Here is a 16,274-nt window from a genome sequence, read left to right as displayed (position 1 = left end):
ATTAAGCTGTAACGAATTTTGGTGAAAGGTAAGCAACACATGATTCAAGTGTCGCTAGCTTTGGATAGTCTTCCTGAGGAACTTCAATTTTATGACGCTTTCTAAGCTCCATAACGATGTCCAGGAAATCCATAGAATCTAGATCTAGTTGTTCACGAAGAGAAACCTTGTCATCAAGGTTTGATGTATCTTCATCAGGGGCGATATCAGAAATGATATCAATAACGATTTGACGTACGTCCATATAGTTCTCCTTAAGCAGTAAACTTCTTAACAATAAGTGCTGAGTTAATTCCTAGCATTCCGAATGAATTGTTCAGAATGTAGTTAATGTTGCCGACTTGTTTTGGCTGATTATAAACGAGGTTCTTAATATCACACTCTGGATCTAGTTCTGTAATGTTCATACCAGGATGAACTACACCATCATCAAAGCTTGGAATGTTTCCAGCAAGCTCTAATGAACCTGCAGCACCCATACAGTGACCGATGTGACCTTTCGTGAAATTCACGTAAGTCTTATTTGAATCTTCAAAAGCACGACGAACGGCCAGAGTTTCATTAACGTCACCAGTTCCGGTTCCAGTTGCATGCATATTCAAGATATCGATGTCAGAAGGTTTTAAACCCGCTTTCTTAAGCGCTTTGTGCATACACTCTACCTGACGATCAGTATTCGGGTTAACGAAGTCTGAGGCATCAGAGTTAATCGCGTAGCCCACGATCTCCGCGTAGATTTTAGCATTACGTTTTTTAGCATCTGAAAGACGCTCAAGTACGTAAACACATCCACCTTCAGAGATGGCGATTCCATTACGGTTTTTATCAAGCGGACGAGAAGCTTTTGTTGCGTCTTCGTGTTGAGCAAGAGCACCTTGAGCAGCGAATGCAGCAAAAATCCCGAAAGTCTGAGAAGACTCAGAAATACCACCAGCAAGAGCAAGATCAACTTCTCCTAGAAGAAGTTGTTGAACACCTTGAATGATCCCTACGTTACCACCAGCACAGGCAGAACCCAGAGTGTAATGAGGGCCAGTGATGTTCAAATTCAGAGTGACTTCACCTGCAGGTGAGTTTGCTACTGTTCTTGGATTGTGGTGAGGAGACCAAAGTTTCCAATCAAGATTGTTCTGGTGCATTTGATAAATCTCTTCCTCAGTTTCCACGTTACCGTGTTCAGTGATTCCGAGATAAACACCAACCATCGATTTATCAATGTTGGCCCAGTCAAGTTTTGCATCTTGAATCGCCTCATTCGCGCAGTAGATAGAAATTGATCCCGCACGAGTTCCACGACGACGAAGTTTTTTTGATTGATATTTGTATTCATCGAAATCGCACATGCCGGCCACTTGTTGACCCATGTAACGAATCTCAGTGTGCTTTACACCTGACTTACAATTTAACAGAGCAGAGCGAAAATCAGCGAGATTGTTCCCATTAGGAGCTGTTAATCCGATCCCTGTCATCACAATGCGTTGTGTGTCATCCATGAAAAAATCCTACGGTTTATAGAATGAAAACTGATGGAAAAAGTTAGCTTAGTCTACATTGTTTGTATAGTGAACAATTTAGATAGAAAGGCGGGTTTTACTCTTGCCCTAGAGACGGACTTCGAGGATAGTTAAAAAGCACTTTATTTCCACGCTAGTTTTAAGGAGCTCCTCATGGAAAGTTTGATCGTTATTTCTAAAGTTAAGAAATTTATCAAAGAGAAAGCAGATATGAATACGTCGGCCGGTTTTTTCGAGCCGCTTAACCAAGATATCGTAAAGGCCTGTCGTGATGCGATGGCCCATGCACAAAAACTTGGTCGCAAGACTGTTATGGGCAAGGATTTCAATCTTTACGTCGAGAAATCTGACATTCAAGAAGCGTTGGTAGTTGCGTCAAAAGTAAAAAAACTAATCAAAGATGAGCTTGGTCTTTCAACTTCATCACAAGCGATCGATCAACTTACAGTTCGTGTTCAAACTATTTGTCTTAAGGCGATTGAAAACGCGAAGGCAGATAAACGTAAGACTGTTATGGATCGCGATTTCACTGCTCCGACTTCTCTAACTTAATTTTTCTTATCTCTCTGCCTTGAGTGAAAGCTCAAGGCAGAAAAATTCCAAATCATTTATTTCTTAGTTCTTGGTCGTGGGCCTGCAGTAACTGAGAATGGGCCGACAGACCTTCATTGAGCTTTAGATTTTCATTCTGAAGCTTCTGGATTTCACCTTTAAGTTTTTCAATCTCATTGGCACTTTCAGCAATAAAACGATCACTTTGTCCCACGCGGACGCGGATGTTTTCTTCTACTGGGGGAGCGTTCTTGTATTGATATAAAAGCCAGCCGGTGGTCAAAAGATTAAGAGTTAAAAGTGAGACTAAAATTAGAAATTGTTTATTCATGATTAAATCATATCAAAAGTGCTTTAGAACTCAATGATTAAGGCCCGGCCAGCTTCAGTGTCGCTACTACATGAGGCAATGGCCTTCTGAACTCCACCCACCTTGAAAGGGATGACATCATTCATGGCAGTACATTTAAGCACACCCTGCATGTTGGCAGTTTTAATTTGAGTTTCCCAAGTATTACCACCATCGAAGGTGTAGGCCAAATTCTGTCCCGTATGGTTGAGAATGAAATTTCTATCGGTAATTTCAGAGTTCATCTTTGAATTTGAAAGTGAATCTGAAGAAGCATAAGGATTTATGGCCCCTACAGGAGAGAAAGTTGTTCCGAAATTAAGTGATTCACGAATCGTTCCTCGAGTATCAATGGCCCTTAAAACATAGTTACCGCCATCCTCGTACATCTCAATATCCGAAATGGTATTCGGTAATCCCGTCACAAACGGTACTGAAGTGTTGGTTGTCATATTATATACAACAAATGTACTCCAGCTTGTGTTGATAATAAAATTAGGATCTGCTGGATTCATATAGAGACGCGGCTCTGAATAACAGGTATTGGTAATCGATTCAGCACTGACGGAATTTGTCACATAGCCATCTGTTGTTGCGACGTGACCGTTCTGAGTTCCAAGCAGCATCTGATTTGCCTGCGCTACGTTCTCATAAAAACAAAAACTCAGGGTGACTCGAGAATGCCTTGTTTTATTAGTATTGAATTCATCACTTGAAGTATGGATATAGTTATTAGTTGCAACAATTAACTGACCATTACCTGTTGATGGAAGCATAAAAGTTTTGGCCAGACCTACGTCGTTCTCAATTTGAGATATGAAATTCCAGCTCACACCATTGTCAGACGAAGCAAATATAGCGTTACTGTTAGTCAATCCATATATCTTGGTTGCGGTTCTTTCGAATGAATTGAAAGCAAATCTATTCATAGATATATTTTGAACGGCAAAGGTCGCACCACCGTTAGTCGATAAATAGAGTCGACGGGCAAAGATCACCGCGATGGTATTTCCAGATACCACTAAATTGTCATAGTTGTTATGGCCAAAACCATTAAAGGTATAAACAGTTGTCCAAGTTCCGCTATTGAATACATCCGTATTTGTTTCTAATACTGTTTCTGCGTCGCTAACAACACGAAGTCGATAGGCCCTACCATCACCTCTAAAATTGATTGCCCCAATTAAAGACGCAGAGGTTGCTCCTCCATCGGTAGTATAAACGCCATTTAGAGGTTGAAAAAATGTGTTGGCCAAAGTCGGAGACGAAATCAAAGATTGGGTTCTTAAAAAACCTCCCAAGCTTCCCCGTGAAGTCCAGTTGAGTCCTCCATCATTCGTAACAAACATAGAGCCAGTCGAAGAGTCATTCACCACCAAAATATTGTCATCATTGTTGCGATTAACATGAATGACTCCATCAAGGACAGTTGAAGATAGTGATAAGAGACGGACCCAGCTTCTTCCTTGGTCAGCTGAGCGATAGGCGCCGGTCGGATTCGAACTATCTAAAGAGCCACTTACACTGTAAACACGGCCAACACTATCCAATGCGATGTGATGTCTTGAGACTTTAGTACAACTGTCCCCACCTCTATCCTCCACTCGGTAGGAACCGCCTGAAGAGAAAGAAGAGGAGGTATAAATTGTTTTTGGTCCGTCATTAGCGATCAGAAGTTTATACCGTTGATTATTTGTGAAAGTGACATTTTCTGCAATCTTACAAAGAACGTTCCAGGTCACTCCTCCGTCTCGGGTACGATAAACATGGCCACTATGGGACATTAGGGCCATATAATTAGGGTCAGTTTCATGGATCGCCATATCTATCCAGTTACCAATATTAAATGAACCAGGAGAGAAGGCTGTGATCCGAAACTTATTCACAAAGAAAGAATATTCCGTCGCTAAATGCAGAGGTTGCCATTCATTGGCGCTATTTTTCCCAACCAGACAAAGTTTATATTGTTTATCCAGCTCGGCCGTTGCTAGAGGCAAAGTAATTTGAGTCGCCACAGAAACTTCTGAACTATAATTAGTATCTGAAGCACATTGCAGGAACTCGGCACGGCCAAATTTATATTTATAAGTCGTCAAATCCAAACCCGAGACGGCCGAAGTAATGTTGATATTTTTCTCAACTAAACCAAGCTCCGCCACGAGTTCGGCATGAGGGAAGTTTTCTTCATAGGTAAAGCTTGGAGATGAACCATAGACAGCACCAGAATGATTTCTAAGCTTTAAACACACTTTATAAGAGTTGCCATCCGACATGGACAACTCATGACCTTCCAGGTTCGCTAGAGGCGGATGAGTTTTGTAATCAGTGAGCGTGCTACAATTGGCGCCACTGACCGCGACCTGATAGACTATTGAATTGTAATTTGAAGCGACAAGATTTTTTAAAAGTGGCAAATGACTATCTTGTTTTTCATTCTCAGTTAAAACGCCATCGGCCACATCATTTGCCAGAGCAACACTGGTAAATACTGCGGCCCCGGAAGTAAAATTCAAATAACTTGTTTCAGCGAACTTCACAGACCCATCATTATACTTAACGCAAACCTTGTATTTACCAGAGGTCGTAAACGCCGGATCGGTTGTAGTAGGAATAGAGGCCGAATAAGTTAAACTGTTATCACAAGTAACATTGGCCCCTACAACCGCATAGGAGATTGAGCTATATTGCCCTGGTTCAGTGACTTGAACTAAAGGCAGATCCATCCCTTGTTCGTTGGCATCTAGATTTCGATCATTCTGACTGGTCCACAAATCAAAGTCAGACAGTTTAAGTTTCATCAGACCGAGGGCACATCTCACATAAATGTGCTTACCATCGAAATATTTTGGAACAATTATACAACCATCAAAACTTCTGTCAGTTTGAAAAGAAGAAAGAATTCGATTAAAGTTCAACCCACCATTGATACTGAAGTATTCACCACTACAAGAAGTTTGTTGGTATTGTGGTTTGTCCGGATCCACATAATATTTACGGTTACTGTTACAAGAAGAACCTGAGGTCATGGTATTGGAATTTATGACACTAAATGAAGCACCATAATCCGTTGAACGCTCCAGCCTACCATCACTTGCAATGACATAAAGATAGTGTCCACCAGAACCGTCATGGGCCAGGGCCAAACTCGAAGGGACAGGTAAGTTCGTATTAGGAGTTAAATTAGTCCAAGTACCGGCCCCATAGTCCACAAGACTTAAGCGAATTGGATAATTCACATCACCATTTTGGTTTACAGTCAGAGCAAAAAATCTATTTGAATCTCTTGGGTCAACATAGCCCTCTGGATGTAATTTAAAAACAGTTGATGGAGCGATAAAAGGCATCACAAAGTTCTTATAATCATAGTGCTGCCAATAACTACTGGTTTTGGCCATATAGTAATTACCAAATAGAAAGCCTTCTTGAGGATTAGAAATATCCACTGCCTTACCTTCAATTCCAACCAAGGTACTTTTTGTTACATAAGAGTCCGTGAAAGAATTAAAATTATCGGTAGCGCATGAGGTACTAACAAATGCAGAGAATCGGGAATGATCTAGATCACCCATTGCGGCCAATGTATTCTGATAGCAGCGATCATTTGGATCGGCATGCGCCACCCAGCTCTCACCAAAATCCTGAGACATGAACACTTTCTTGTGGCCACCTAAATAACTTGTTGGAGGCATGACCATCAAATTTTTACTGCCGTTTTTAGCACCTTCCAGAAGGAGAGGAAAATTTTCTGGGTTTGCGGCCGGGATCTTAGTGAAACTTGCTCCACCGTTGGTGGAAATATACATACGTCCCACCGCCGTAGCGATGTATGAAGATCCTTGAATAGCATAGAGTGGAAAGTTAGAACTCAGGGGAACTGGTGGAACGAGGGCCACGTCAACCGTAGATGAATTGTCACCGGCCTGATATTTTTTAAGCATATAAGAAGGCATGTTAGTTGCCCAATACATCGAAGTAGTGCTGAAGATGTCACCATTTAAAGATTGAAAACGGCCTTGGTTTTGAGTGTTACTAGGAGTATCAGCACTATATCTCGTGCAGGTATTTGACGTCACCCAGTCGTTAGTCGTACACAGACCAGTACTTGGGGCCATGGCATTAAAGGCAGACCATTTACCAGGTGTTTGAAGCGCCGGAGTTAAAAAGAGCCTTCCAGTCGATGTTTGTAGTTTTGTCCAGTTGGCCCCATCATCGTCACTGCGATAAACTCCATACATGTCCGGTCTTGATGGTTCAACGAAAGTAGCAAATAGTCTGCCTGGAACATTGGGATCTGGCCTCATGGAGATAGAAGGAGTATAGCTTTCTATATAAATAATTCCGCCACCAGTTCTGGTCCAAGAAAGACCACCATTAGTGCTTTTATAGATACTATCCCTTTGTTCGCCGCCATCCAGTGTTTGCGCGTATAGAACTCCCGATGGGCCAATGCTGAAGTTTACATTGGCAGCATTGGTAGATATGTATGGCAGATCGGCGGTAACATTTAAACAATCAATTCCACCTAAATCTTGAACCTTATAGACATCACCATACATAGGTACGTAGAGAGTTCTGTCAGCATAATGTGATTGAACATAGGCCATATCACCATACACCAAACTATTGGCACTTATGGGTATACGACAAAGACCACTCCAGCTGGCCCCGCCATTATTACTTTTATAAACCATTCCCGAATAGTCAGTTGCATAAAAGATAGAATGGTCATGTAGATCTACCCAACCACTCTTCCAGTTTTCTACTTCTGAAGCATTACCAACAACAATCTTCTCGGCGGAATATCTGAAAAGACTCCACTCGTACATGGTTGCTTCTTTAAATGCTTGCCAGTTTCCTGAAGCGTCAGATCCCACGACACAAATTTTTAATTGTGTGGCCTGCTCGATCGTGCTTGGCTTGAACGTCACTAGTGAATCGGTGATTGGATTGGCACTTGATACTGGAGAACTGTACCCCGCTCCGGCAGCACAGTTTGTATTAGAGGATTGACCAACTTTATAACGGTAAGAACTAACATTAGTTCCCGTAACATTAATATTTAAATTAAGAATATTTGAAATCGGCGAAGGGAGATTCACGAGTTTTGAATATACAGTCGCATCACTATAAGTAAAAGTTGGAGATTGAGTGTAGACTTCACCGTTACCGGCCCTATCAGAGAGCTTCATACAAACTTTCCAGGAGCCGGGAGAAATTGAAACAAACTGGTTGGCCAGGGTCCCAATCGGCTGAGAGAAGGAATAGCGATGGGAACTATTACAAATACCGGCCGCCGGAATGATGGCAAACGAACTATTATCAAAACCTGACCCACTAATACCTGTTACGACAGGATTTCCGTCGTCCATAAATTCATGACGTTTCAAAAGGGCATCACTTAGAGCGCCGGCCAAATTAAAAGTTGGAGCGGCAGGAACAGAACTGTCAAAACTAATAATCGGGCTTCGATCAAAGGTGACCACAGAAGAAGCATCAGTTAATCGAACACAGACTTGATAATCTCCGGTGGAAGAGAAAGCTGGATCATTAGAAAGTGGAACAGAAGGTGAAAAAGTTAAAGAACCATCGCAAGTACCATTTAAAGGAATAATCGCGTATTCCGTGCTCGCAAACTCATTGGCAATTGTATTATTAACGATGGGTCTTCCAAGGCCATGATCTGCATTGGAGAGAATACTATCTGTTACATCATTAATAAGTTCGATCGCATTATATTTCACATAAAGAACATCATAAGACTTACAGGCCACGAAAAACTTATTAGGATGAAGTGCCACGGCACTTGCATCACAATTAATTCCATAAAGCCCATCAAAATCAATTGTTCTCCAAGTCTGACCATTATTAGTTGTGAAAGTTAGGTCATCACCATTGGCACAAATCGTGGCCATAACATTTCGGTTTTGAGGCAAAGAATAAAAATATCGAACAGTACAAATAGGAAGTCCTGGGGCCACCCCCAGATCCGAAAAAGTCGCTCCCTGATCTAGACTACGACGAATTTTACCCGTGCGATCAATCACTCGAACTTCAAAGACCCCAGCATCATTTACAAACGCATCCATGCCTGCAACAGTGGCCAGGCCAGTAGCAACAGTTGATTGAGTGATTGTCGCGAGATTCGTAACCACCACGCTACCAAATGAAGAAGTATCCACTAGCCACTGTTTATTCCCATTCTGTGAATCATGAAAGGCATCTGGATTAGTGGCCATTGTAGACGGGAAATTATTAAAAGCTTTCCAATCATACCCACCATCATTGGTTTGACGATAGTATGCTTGGGCACGAAAACCCTCAAAATTTGAATCAAGAGGATTATACACATGGGATTGAAAGCTCTGATTTAAGGCAAGAAGACCAGTACTCACGGTATTACCACCATCAATACTTGAAGCGTATTGGCCACAGTTTGATCCATTGGCCCATACAGAAAAACGATTGGCCTCTAATTCATGAGTGTCAATACGAGGCTCTTTACTAAAACAACCTCGTCCATTGGTGTATTTTAGTGACCAGGTTTCACCGATGTCACTTGATTTAACAATGTTCCAATCAGCGGTGACCCCATAAACAGTTTTACCATCTTTAGTAGTAATACCAGTCATAAGAGCAAGCTTGGTCCCCTGCCAGTTGATAAGATTAAAACTACTACCACTGTTGGTACTCACATACAGTCTTCCACCCATGACTGCGGCGATAAGGGGTCCGCGAGTAGATATCGCCTGACTGTTCTTGTTAGAACTGATGTTTGGAAAGGTATATAGCACACTATGGGCCGCAATTCCGTAGTTGGTGCTCTTTCTTAGGAGTGTGTTAACACCACTCTCCTGAAGAAAATATCCTGAGCCATCTGTATCAATGTGAAAACGACGTGAATCCGTCACAAGGATGGTGTTAGTTCCAAGTGTAAGGTTAACACCACCATCAGTTGAATAGTCTCCGGTGGCCACATAAAACGAATTACTTTGGGCCGGATTATATTTCAGATCAACAAATGTCAGATCTTTGGTGCTAGTCATGGTCCATGTAATACCAGCATTAGATGATGTATAAAGTCCCTGGCGAGTTGAATTCACATCATCAGCAGCAAACCGCACCATCTTATTTTTATCATTAGGATCAATGGCAAAAGAAGATGACCAACCATTCCCTGTAAGCGTGTTATGAAGGATCCAATTTTCACCTTGGTCCGCAGATTTGTATAATAAATCTCGCTGACCACTAGCATCCGCTAAAAAGAGATAAATACTTCCGTCACTGTCGATAGCAATCGGTGAATAAAAATAGGTATAGTTAAAATCTGTGATAGTCGACGTTTTCTGAGGGCAAGGGGCCCCATTATAAGATTCAACCTTATGAAGATTACCGTTGGTAATTAGATAAGTGTGACCCGCAGTTGGAGAAGTTTTAAAGTGGGCATTATCGTCATTCACGATTTTACATTGAAGCTGCCAAGTCGTTCCGTTATCAACAGATCGAAAGATTTCTCCGCGGGCGTTTCTTGCCACAATTCTGCCAAAACTATCAATGATGACATCTTTCCAGTTTGGAAGATTACTGAGTCCAGCGAGTGAAATTGGGCCCATCGAGTACTCACCCTTGATCCACTCAACTCGAGTTGCGGCAGAATATGGCTGCCAGACATCACTAGCATTTTTTCCGACTACACAAAACGCAACTGGATTACCGACTACGACTGATGTAAGACTCTCCACAATTTTTTGTGAGATATCAGTTTCTGCGGAATACCCTGTCGCTACACTACAATCGGTTGCGGCCTTAATCCCCCATTTATATCGATAGTGAGTCACGCCTGTTCCACCAACTGTCATATCGGTCAAGCTCGTGCGAGCAATGGGAGTCGGGATATTTTGAAGTTCAGCGAACGGGAAGGTCCCGGCGACAACAATGTTTTTCTGAGATGGTAGTGAGTTTGGATTTGCTCCCGCTGGCAAATTTAATGTTGCAGCATTAGAAGAAATATCAACTAAAGTTCCACCATTAAGAACGATTACGGCCGCTGCGGCCACATCAAGATCAGCGGAGAAGTCATCTGCTTCAACAGTATAATTAAAGGTAAGATTGGCACTGCCACTTCCAGAGACATACGTTGCCTCTCGATCAATAAAGCCCGTTTCTAACAGAATTTTTGGGAAACCCGTGACTGTCACAGGTTCATTAAACGTCACACGAATTGAAATGGTTGAACCTAAATTGTATGTTCCATCGGCCAGAAGTGAACTCACACTTAGTGCAACTGGGCCCACATTATCAACAACTGTAAGTGTGAATTCATCAGCAACTAAATTCAGAGTTGGATTCTGGTCATCAAAGACCACCTTAATATTACAAGTGCCGGTCCACCCATCGACTCCATCAAAAGTCACTTCTCCATTAGTAGTGTTAATACTCACAACACCGTTATCACTACATTTAGTTCCGGAAGTCGTGGCATTATCTAGAGCATAAACTCCGAGGCCTTCCTCGTTAGACTGAACTTCTGCATCAGTGGCGACGACTACAGGTCCAATGGTGTCGTTAGTAGACTTATTGGTAATATTTAAGGTCGGTTGAAGGTTATTTACGGTAATTGATCGGGTGTAGACGATTTGAGAATAATTTGTTCCATCGGTGCCTCTCACAGCAAGTGTGCAGCTTCCAACTTCATTATCATCTGGAGTTCCTGTGATAGCACCAGTTGAGCTGTCGATGGCAAGGAAAGCACAATCATGAGTCGGCCCAAACTCCCAAGTAAACGTGTCTCCTTCAGGATCATTCGCCGTGAGTGCTGAACAAGAATAGGCGGCATCTTGATTCACTGAACCACCGCAACTACCACTTATGATGGGGCCATCGTTAATATTAGTCGCTGTATAGGTAAATTCATCTGTGGCCACACCACCATTACCATCATCATATGTCACAGTAATATTACAACTTCCCACCCAGTTAGGAGCATTCAAAGAAACGGCACCAGTTACTGCATCAATAGATAATGTTCCTACTGTCGAACACTTTGTCCCAGTTGTGACCGCATTGTCTAAAGCATAAACACCATTGTCCCCTTCAGATGACTGAACAGCGGCATCATTAGCGATTAAAACAGAGTCCTCAGGAAGAGTAACATCAGATATTGATAAGGTTGGAACAGTATTGGCAACAGTGATCGGAACTTGGATAGACGATGAAGTAAACTCTCCATCAAAGGCCTCTATAGAAAGAACACAGCCCGGAACAAAACTATTGTCTGTCAGTAAGTTGATGACACCTGAATCAGCATCAATAACTGCGCTCCCACAAGTATTCTGGAGCGAAAATCGATAGGTGAAGTCTCCAGTATCATTACCAATTGCCGAACAGGAAAGAGTGTCACCTTCAGTTAGTGAAGTAGAAGCACAGGTAAATGAACTAAGAGTTGGTGGATTATTTTTAAAGAGATCTTGAAAGACATCAACTTTCACATAACCAGATGGATTACAGCCAGCGGCCGTCATCAGTAGCATTATGAATAAAAAATTAATACCTTTCAATTTCAACTAGCTAACTCTCCAATATATTTAGACCTATCGAACAATTCTAGACTTACTTTATATATGGAAGGGTCTCAAAGAATACCTAAAGGAATATTCATGACTTACGATGGTCATCAAGGAACATCCTGCCTCAGAATAAAGATAATTTTACAGATGGACACAGATAGTAGGCACAATAAATCAATCTACTCGGATACTGCCTCGAGATGATTGTCTTTCGAAATGGCCGTAAATGGCAGGGAAAGGAAATAACTAAGACCGCACACCAGTACCGTTAATACTACGGGATACTCTAAGTCCCAAATATAATGACCACATAACCAAGTCACGATACTCATCACCATAGCAAACCCAGCATTAAGTGCAGTTCCCCGTTTGTCCCACAAGGCGATCATGGTTAAAACAAAAATGGAAGGTCCACCTAAGCTTGAAGCAGTTTCAACTAAACTTGTAATTGAATCCGAAGAAAAAGCAATGACGTAAGCAGTGACACCTGAAAGAAGAGTTCCAAGTCTTGCGATCAAAACTTTCTTTTTGTCTGAAAGATTCGGAAGAAGCGGATTCACTAAGTTTTGACTTAATAGTGCTGAACTCGCAAGAAGAGTCGTATCAACCGTTGAAAGGATGGCCGAGATAAGTGCACCCACAAAAATAATATAGAAAACATAGTGAAGATGATTTTTCGCGAGAACCGGCATAAGAGTTTCCGGATCTTTCAATCCCGGCATGTAGTTCACACCAATAAGACCAATGATCACCGGAATTGATCCCACCAGGAAATAAATGCTCGCAGCTCTAAGAGTAGAGTTTCTTGCAACATGAGATGAACGACTGGCGGCCACACGACTCACTAGTTCCTGAGTCATGATGGATCCAAAAATCGGAACAAGCCACAACTCCATCTTTCCGAGTAAACTCAAATGAAGCATATCTCCCCCACCCAGACTCAATTTATCAGTCGGGATAGTTGAAAGGGCAGCACCAATTCCACCTAAATCATAAATCACAGAACAGAGAAGAAAAATTAGACCCATAATAATGGCGATACCTTGAATGAGATCCGCATAAGCGTCTGCGAGCATCCCACCCCACATGGTGTAAATGATAACCACAATGGCGGCCACGGTTACGGCCAGTACAGGACCAAAGTCAGTCGTAGCATGAACAATCTGACCCAAGGCCCGCACCTGAGCACCCGCCCAGATGACCGAACTAGGAATGAGTAAAAGGGCCGTGAGCTTTTCAATTGAAGGTGAATACCGATGGCGGAACAGATCAGGGATTGTTGTGATCTTCTTTGACCATAACACCTTGGCAAAGAAGAGACCCATGACTAATAAACAAATAGTGTAACCCATGGGATCAGCATGAATACTTGATAGACCATTTTGATAAACTGCTCCTGCAGTCCCGATACAGGTTTCGGCACCAAACCAGGTAGCAAAGATGGCGAACGTAGCGAGCAGGGGCCCCAGTGTACGGCCACCTAAGAAGTAATCGTCCTGGTTCTTGATTCGTCTTGAGAAATAAAATCCCAATCCAATCATCCCGACGACATAAATAGAAATTCCGAAAAGCTCCCAGTTCATGGGGTCTAATATCTCGATCAAAAAGAGAAAATTCAATAGAGAAAGCATATTTTTCCCTCCTCGTAAGAAGTTTAAAGCGGAGAGAAAATGGATTTATGAAAAACCTCATATTTACAGCTCTTCTCTTGTCCGGAAGCTCTTGGGCAAAGAATGAAATGACCCTTTTTTTTAAACCTTCACCCAAAGGATATGATTGGTCCTCCCCTTCGGCGGTCCTGAAATCTGCGGTGAAAAACAAACTAAGCTTCGACTCCCGATTTATGGGCCACGTTTTTGTGGAACTTAAATGTGGTGATCAGTATGAACTAACTGGCATGTCTGGCAAGAGCTTGGATCCGGTGACTCAGCTTATGGTAAATCAAAGGGGTCTAGGGATTCTCTATCACAGCTTTGAAGGAGAGCTCGAGAAGTCTCAAGATTTAAAAGATGAACTGAACAGTTTACTCTCTGAAGGAAAAGTCACATTCACAAAATTCCTTTTAAACGACGGCCAGTGTAAGCGCACAACTCAATACCTAAATGAGTACCGTGAGAAAAATGTGGGCCGCTATTATGGTCTTGCGAATCGTCCTCGCTATGGTGAAGGCTCAGGTTGTTCGGCCTTTGGTGTGAGCTTCCTTGAAGTGGCCGGAGTCATGGAACAAGAGATGAAAGATAGTTGGTCACAATCTATCTACATTCCTCTTGAACTCGCCGGGCCTCCTGTCACAGATGAAGGAGTAAGCTTATTTAAAGTCCTTACCCACGGAGATAAATGGGCCACGGACAAAGAGAAGCATAAGCTTCTGACGTTCTGGAATCCGGACAAGATGAATGATTGGGTTAAAAAGAAAATCGAATTAAAACAAACTTACTATTCAGTGGAAAAGAATCAGATGGCCCAGGGTGTGGTTTTCGATAAAACGAATCTTCCTGCACCGATGGGACCTATATGGCTTCAGCATACAGATCCCATGTATCAAAAATAAATCTTACAATCCGAGAGCGAGACCTTCTCCTCTCGGATCACTTACTCCGTCCCAACCCTTCTTCGTTTTCTTAATCGCCTGAATTGAACAACCAAGTCTTTCATGAACCACATTATGGCCCAGGTCCTTTAGTTCTTTCTCAACTTTTGGATCAAGATAAGGAGCTTCGATCTTTAACTGATCCGGCAACCATTGTTGGTGAATACGAGTGGCGGCAACCGCTTCATAAAGAGGCATTTCAAACTCAACAGAGTTCAGAATTGTTTGGGCCACACAAGTAATGATTCGAGTTCCCGATGGTGACCCAACCGCCATGAAAGGTTGACCGTCTTTTGTCATGATCGTGGGAGACATGCTTGAGAGTGGACGCTTTCTTGGTTGAACTAAGTTATTCCTCCCTCCAACAGCACCAAATAGGTTTTGAGCTCCTGCTTTTTGAGCGAAGTCATCCATTTCGTTGTTAAGAACAATACCTGTACCTTGGGCCATCACACCTGAACCAAACCATCCGTTGATGGTCTGAGTTGAGGCAACAAGATTTCCTTCCTTATCCGCGATTGAGAAGTGGACCGTATCTGAAGACTCATAAGGAAGCGGAATCGCCTTTACTTTATCGGCCGGAGTCGCTTTCTCAACATCAATAGAACGGGAAAGTTTTTTTAAATACTTTTCATTCAGAAGTTCTTTGACTGGAACTGGATTAAAGTCAGGATCACCTAAATAGTTGGCGCGATCAATGAAGGCCCTCTGCATGGCCATGGCAGTTAAATGAACCGCTTCAGTTGATTGAGGTCCTTTATCTTTCAAGTCATGTGGCTCAAGCATTTTAAGAATTTGAATCACGTGAATCCCACCTGAACTTGGAGGTGGCATTGAGAAAATTTTAAGACCTTTGTAGGCACCCGTGACTGGCTCGCGTTCTTTGACTTCATAGGCCTTAAAGTCTTTATGAGTTAATAGACCACGCTTCTTTTTAACGGTCTTAATGATAGCATCGGCGACTTTGCCTTTATAGAAACCTTCTTCACCTTTATCTGCAATAAGTTCAAGTGTCTTGGCCAAGTTCTCTTGATAGATGATGGTTCCCAGAAGAGGCACTCTTCCGTCTTGAGTAAAAAATGTTTTTTTGGCCTCAGGATCCATTTGTAAAAGAGAACGACGATCAGTCAGGGCCTCTTGAAGTTGTTCATAAAGAGGGAAACCATTGCGGGCCAGTTCAATCGCTGGCCTGATTGTATCTTTCCAAGGAAGTTTACCGAAACGGCCATGAATCTCGTAAAGACCTTTTACCAATCCCGGAGTCGCCACTGCTAAAGCACCTTCTTGTGAAAGAAGTGGTTGTGGATCACCTTTTTTTGTTAAGTACATATTAGATGTCGCAAGAAGTGGGGCCACTTCGCGGAAATCGAACGCGTAGACCTTATTTTCTTCTTTAGCAAAGTATAAAAGAAATCCACCGCCACCGATTCCTGTTGAATGAGGACGCTCAACTGAGATGGCAAATGAGGCAGCGACGAAAGCATCGATGATATTTCCGCCTTGATTAAAGATTTTTAGAGCAGCACGTGTTGTGGCCTGACCTTGGGTCGCAACCATCACTTCTTTGGCACTTGCTTCATGAGCAACTCGAGGTTCAACTGCAGTCGGCGCAACAATTCTCACCTTGTGAGAACAACCGAGCAAAAGCATCAACAACAAGACAGCACGCATTTACGACTCCTGATAAATAAAGGATACTTTTTCGA

The 16,274-nt window shown here is 42.4% G+C and carries 8 protein-coding genes; 2 read left to right on the top strand and 6 right to left on the bottom strand.

Features of this window, described 5'->3' with window-relative positions:
- Window position 1: 1 nt before the first annotated feature.
- Window positions 2-244: an acyl carrier protein gene (locus tag SOO65_RS11650; RefSeq protein ID WP_321389874.1), complete on the bottom strand. Its 243-nt coding sequence runs from the start codon at window positions 242-244 to the stop codon at window positions 2-4.
- Between the two features lie 10 nt (window positions 245-254).
- A complete protein-coding gene (locus tag SOO65_RS11645; protein WP_321389871.1) occupies window positions 255-1,493 on the bottom strand; it encodes a beta-ketoacyl-[acyl-carrier-protein] synthase family protein in 1,239 nt (412 codons plus the stop codon).
- Between the two features lie 174 nt (window positions 1,494-1,667).
- On the opposite strand from SOO65_RS11645, the gene SOO65_RS11640 reads away from it, so the two are divergent.
- Window positions 1,668-2,066, top strand: coding sequence for a hypothetical protein (locus SOO65_RS11640; RefSeq protein ID WP_321389868.1), 399 nt, complete (start codon window positions 1,668-1,670; stop codon window positions 2,064-2,066).
- A 52-nt stretch (window positions 2,067-2,118) separates the two neighbouring features.
- On the opposite strand, the gene SOO65_RS11635 is transcribed toward SOO65_RS11640, so the two are convergent.
- From SOO65_RS11635 to SOO65_RS11625, 3 genes are all read right to left on the bottom strand, one after another.
- Window positions 2,119-2,397: a hypothetical protein gene (locus tag SOO65_RS11635; RefSeq protein ID WP_321389865.1), complete on the bottom strand. Its 279-nt coding sequence runs from the start codon at window positions 2,395-2,397 to the stop codon at window positions 2,119-2,121.
- A 23-nt stretch (window positions 2,398-2,420) separates the two neighbouring features.
- Window positions 2,421-11,942: a putative Ig domain-containing protein gene (locus SOO65_RS11630; protein WP_321389862.1), complete on the bottom strand. Its 9,522-nt coding sequence runs from the start codon at window positions 11,940-11,942 to the stop codon at window positions 2,421-2,423.
- A 215-nt stretch (window positions 11,943-12,157) separates the two neighbouring features.
- Entirely contained in the window at window positions 12,158-13,609 is a 1,452-nt protein-coding gene (locus tag SOO65_RS11625; protein ID WP_321389861.1) for a high affinity choline transporter 1, read from the bottom strand.
- Between the two features lie 47 nt (window positions 13,610-13,656).
- Here SOO65_RS11625 and SOO65_RS11620 point away from each other — a divergent pair, with 47 nt between their 5' ends.
- A complete protein-coding gene (locus SOO65_RS11620) occupies window positions 13,657-14,529 on the top strand; it encodes a hypothetical protein (RefSeq protein WP_321389858.1) in 873 nt (290 codons plus the stop codon).
- A 3-nt stretch (window positions 14,530-14,532) separates the two neighbouring features.
- On the opposite strand, the gene ggt is transcribed toward SOO65_RS11620, so the two are convergent.
- Window positions 14,533-16,239, bottom strand: coding sequence for a gamma-glutamyltransferase (gene ggt / locus SOO65_RS11615; protein ID WP_321389855.1), 1,707 nt, complete (start codon window positions 16,237-16,239; stop codon window positions 14,533-14,535).
- Window positions 16,240-16,274 lie beyond the last annotated feature (35 nt).

The organism is Peredibacter starrii (assembly GCF_034259205.1).
Taxonomy (GTDB): domain Bacteria; phylum Bdellovibrionota; class Bacteriovoracia; order Bacteriovoracales; family Bacteriovoracaceae; genus Peredibacter; species Peredibacter starrii.
Note: the sequence above shows the minus strand (reverse complement) of the source record. Positions and strands in the feature narration are given on the sequence as shown.

Coding starts and splice junctions, on each gene's coding strand:
- SOO65_RS11650 (WP_321389874.1), bottom strand. CDS start 244: ATGGACGTACGTCAAATCGTTATTGATATCATTTCTGATATCGCCCCT.
- SOO65_RS11645 (WP_321389871.1), bottom strand. CDS start 1,493: ATGGATGACACACAACGCATTGTGATGACAGGGATCGGATTAACAGCT.
- SOO65_RS11640 (WP_321389868.1), top strand. CDS start 1,668: ATGGAAAGTTTGATCGTTATTTCTAAAGTTAAGAAATTTATCAAAGAG.
- SOO65_RS11635 (WP_321389865.1), bottom strand. CDS start 2,397: ATGAATAAACAATTTCTAATTTTAGTCTCACTTTTAACTCTTAATCTT.
- SOO65_RS11630 (WP_321389862.1), bottom strand. CDS start 11,942: ATGCTACTGATGACGGCCGCTGGCTGTAATCCATCTGGTTATGTGAAA.
- SOO65_RS11625 (WP_321389861.1), bottom strand. CDS start 13,609: ATGCTTTCTCTATTGAATTTTCTCTTTTTGATCGAGATATTAGACCCC.
- SOO65_RS11620 (WP_321389858.1), top strand. CDS start 13,657: ATGAAAAACCTCATATTTACAGCTCTTCTCTTGTCCGGAAGCTCTTGG.
- ggt (WP_321389855.1), bottom strand. CDS start 16,239: ATGCGTGCTGTCTTGTTGTTGATGCTTTTGCTCGGTTGTTCTCACAAG.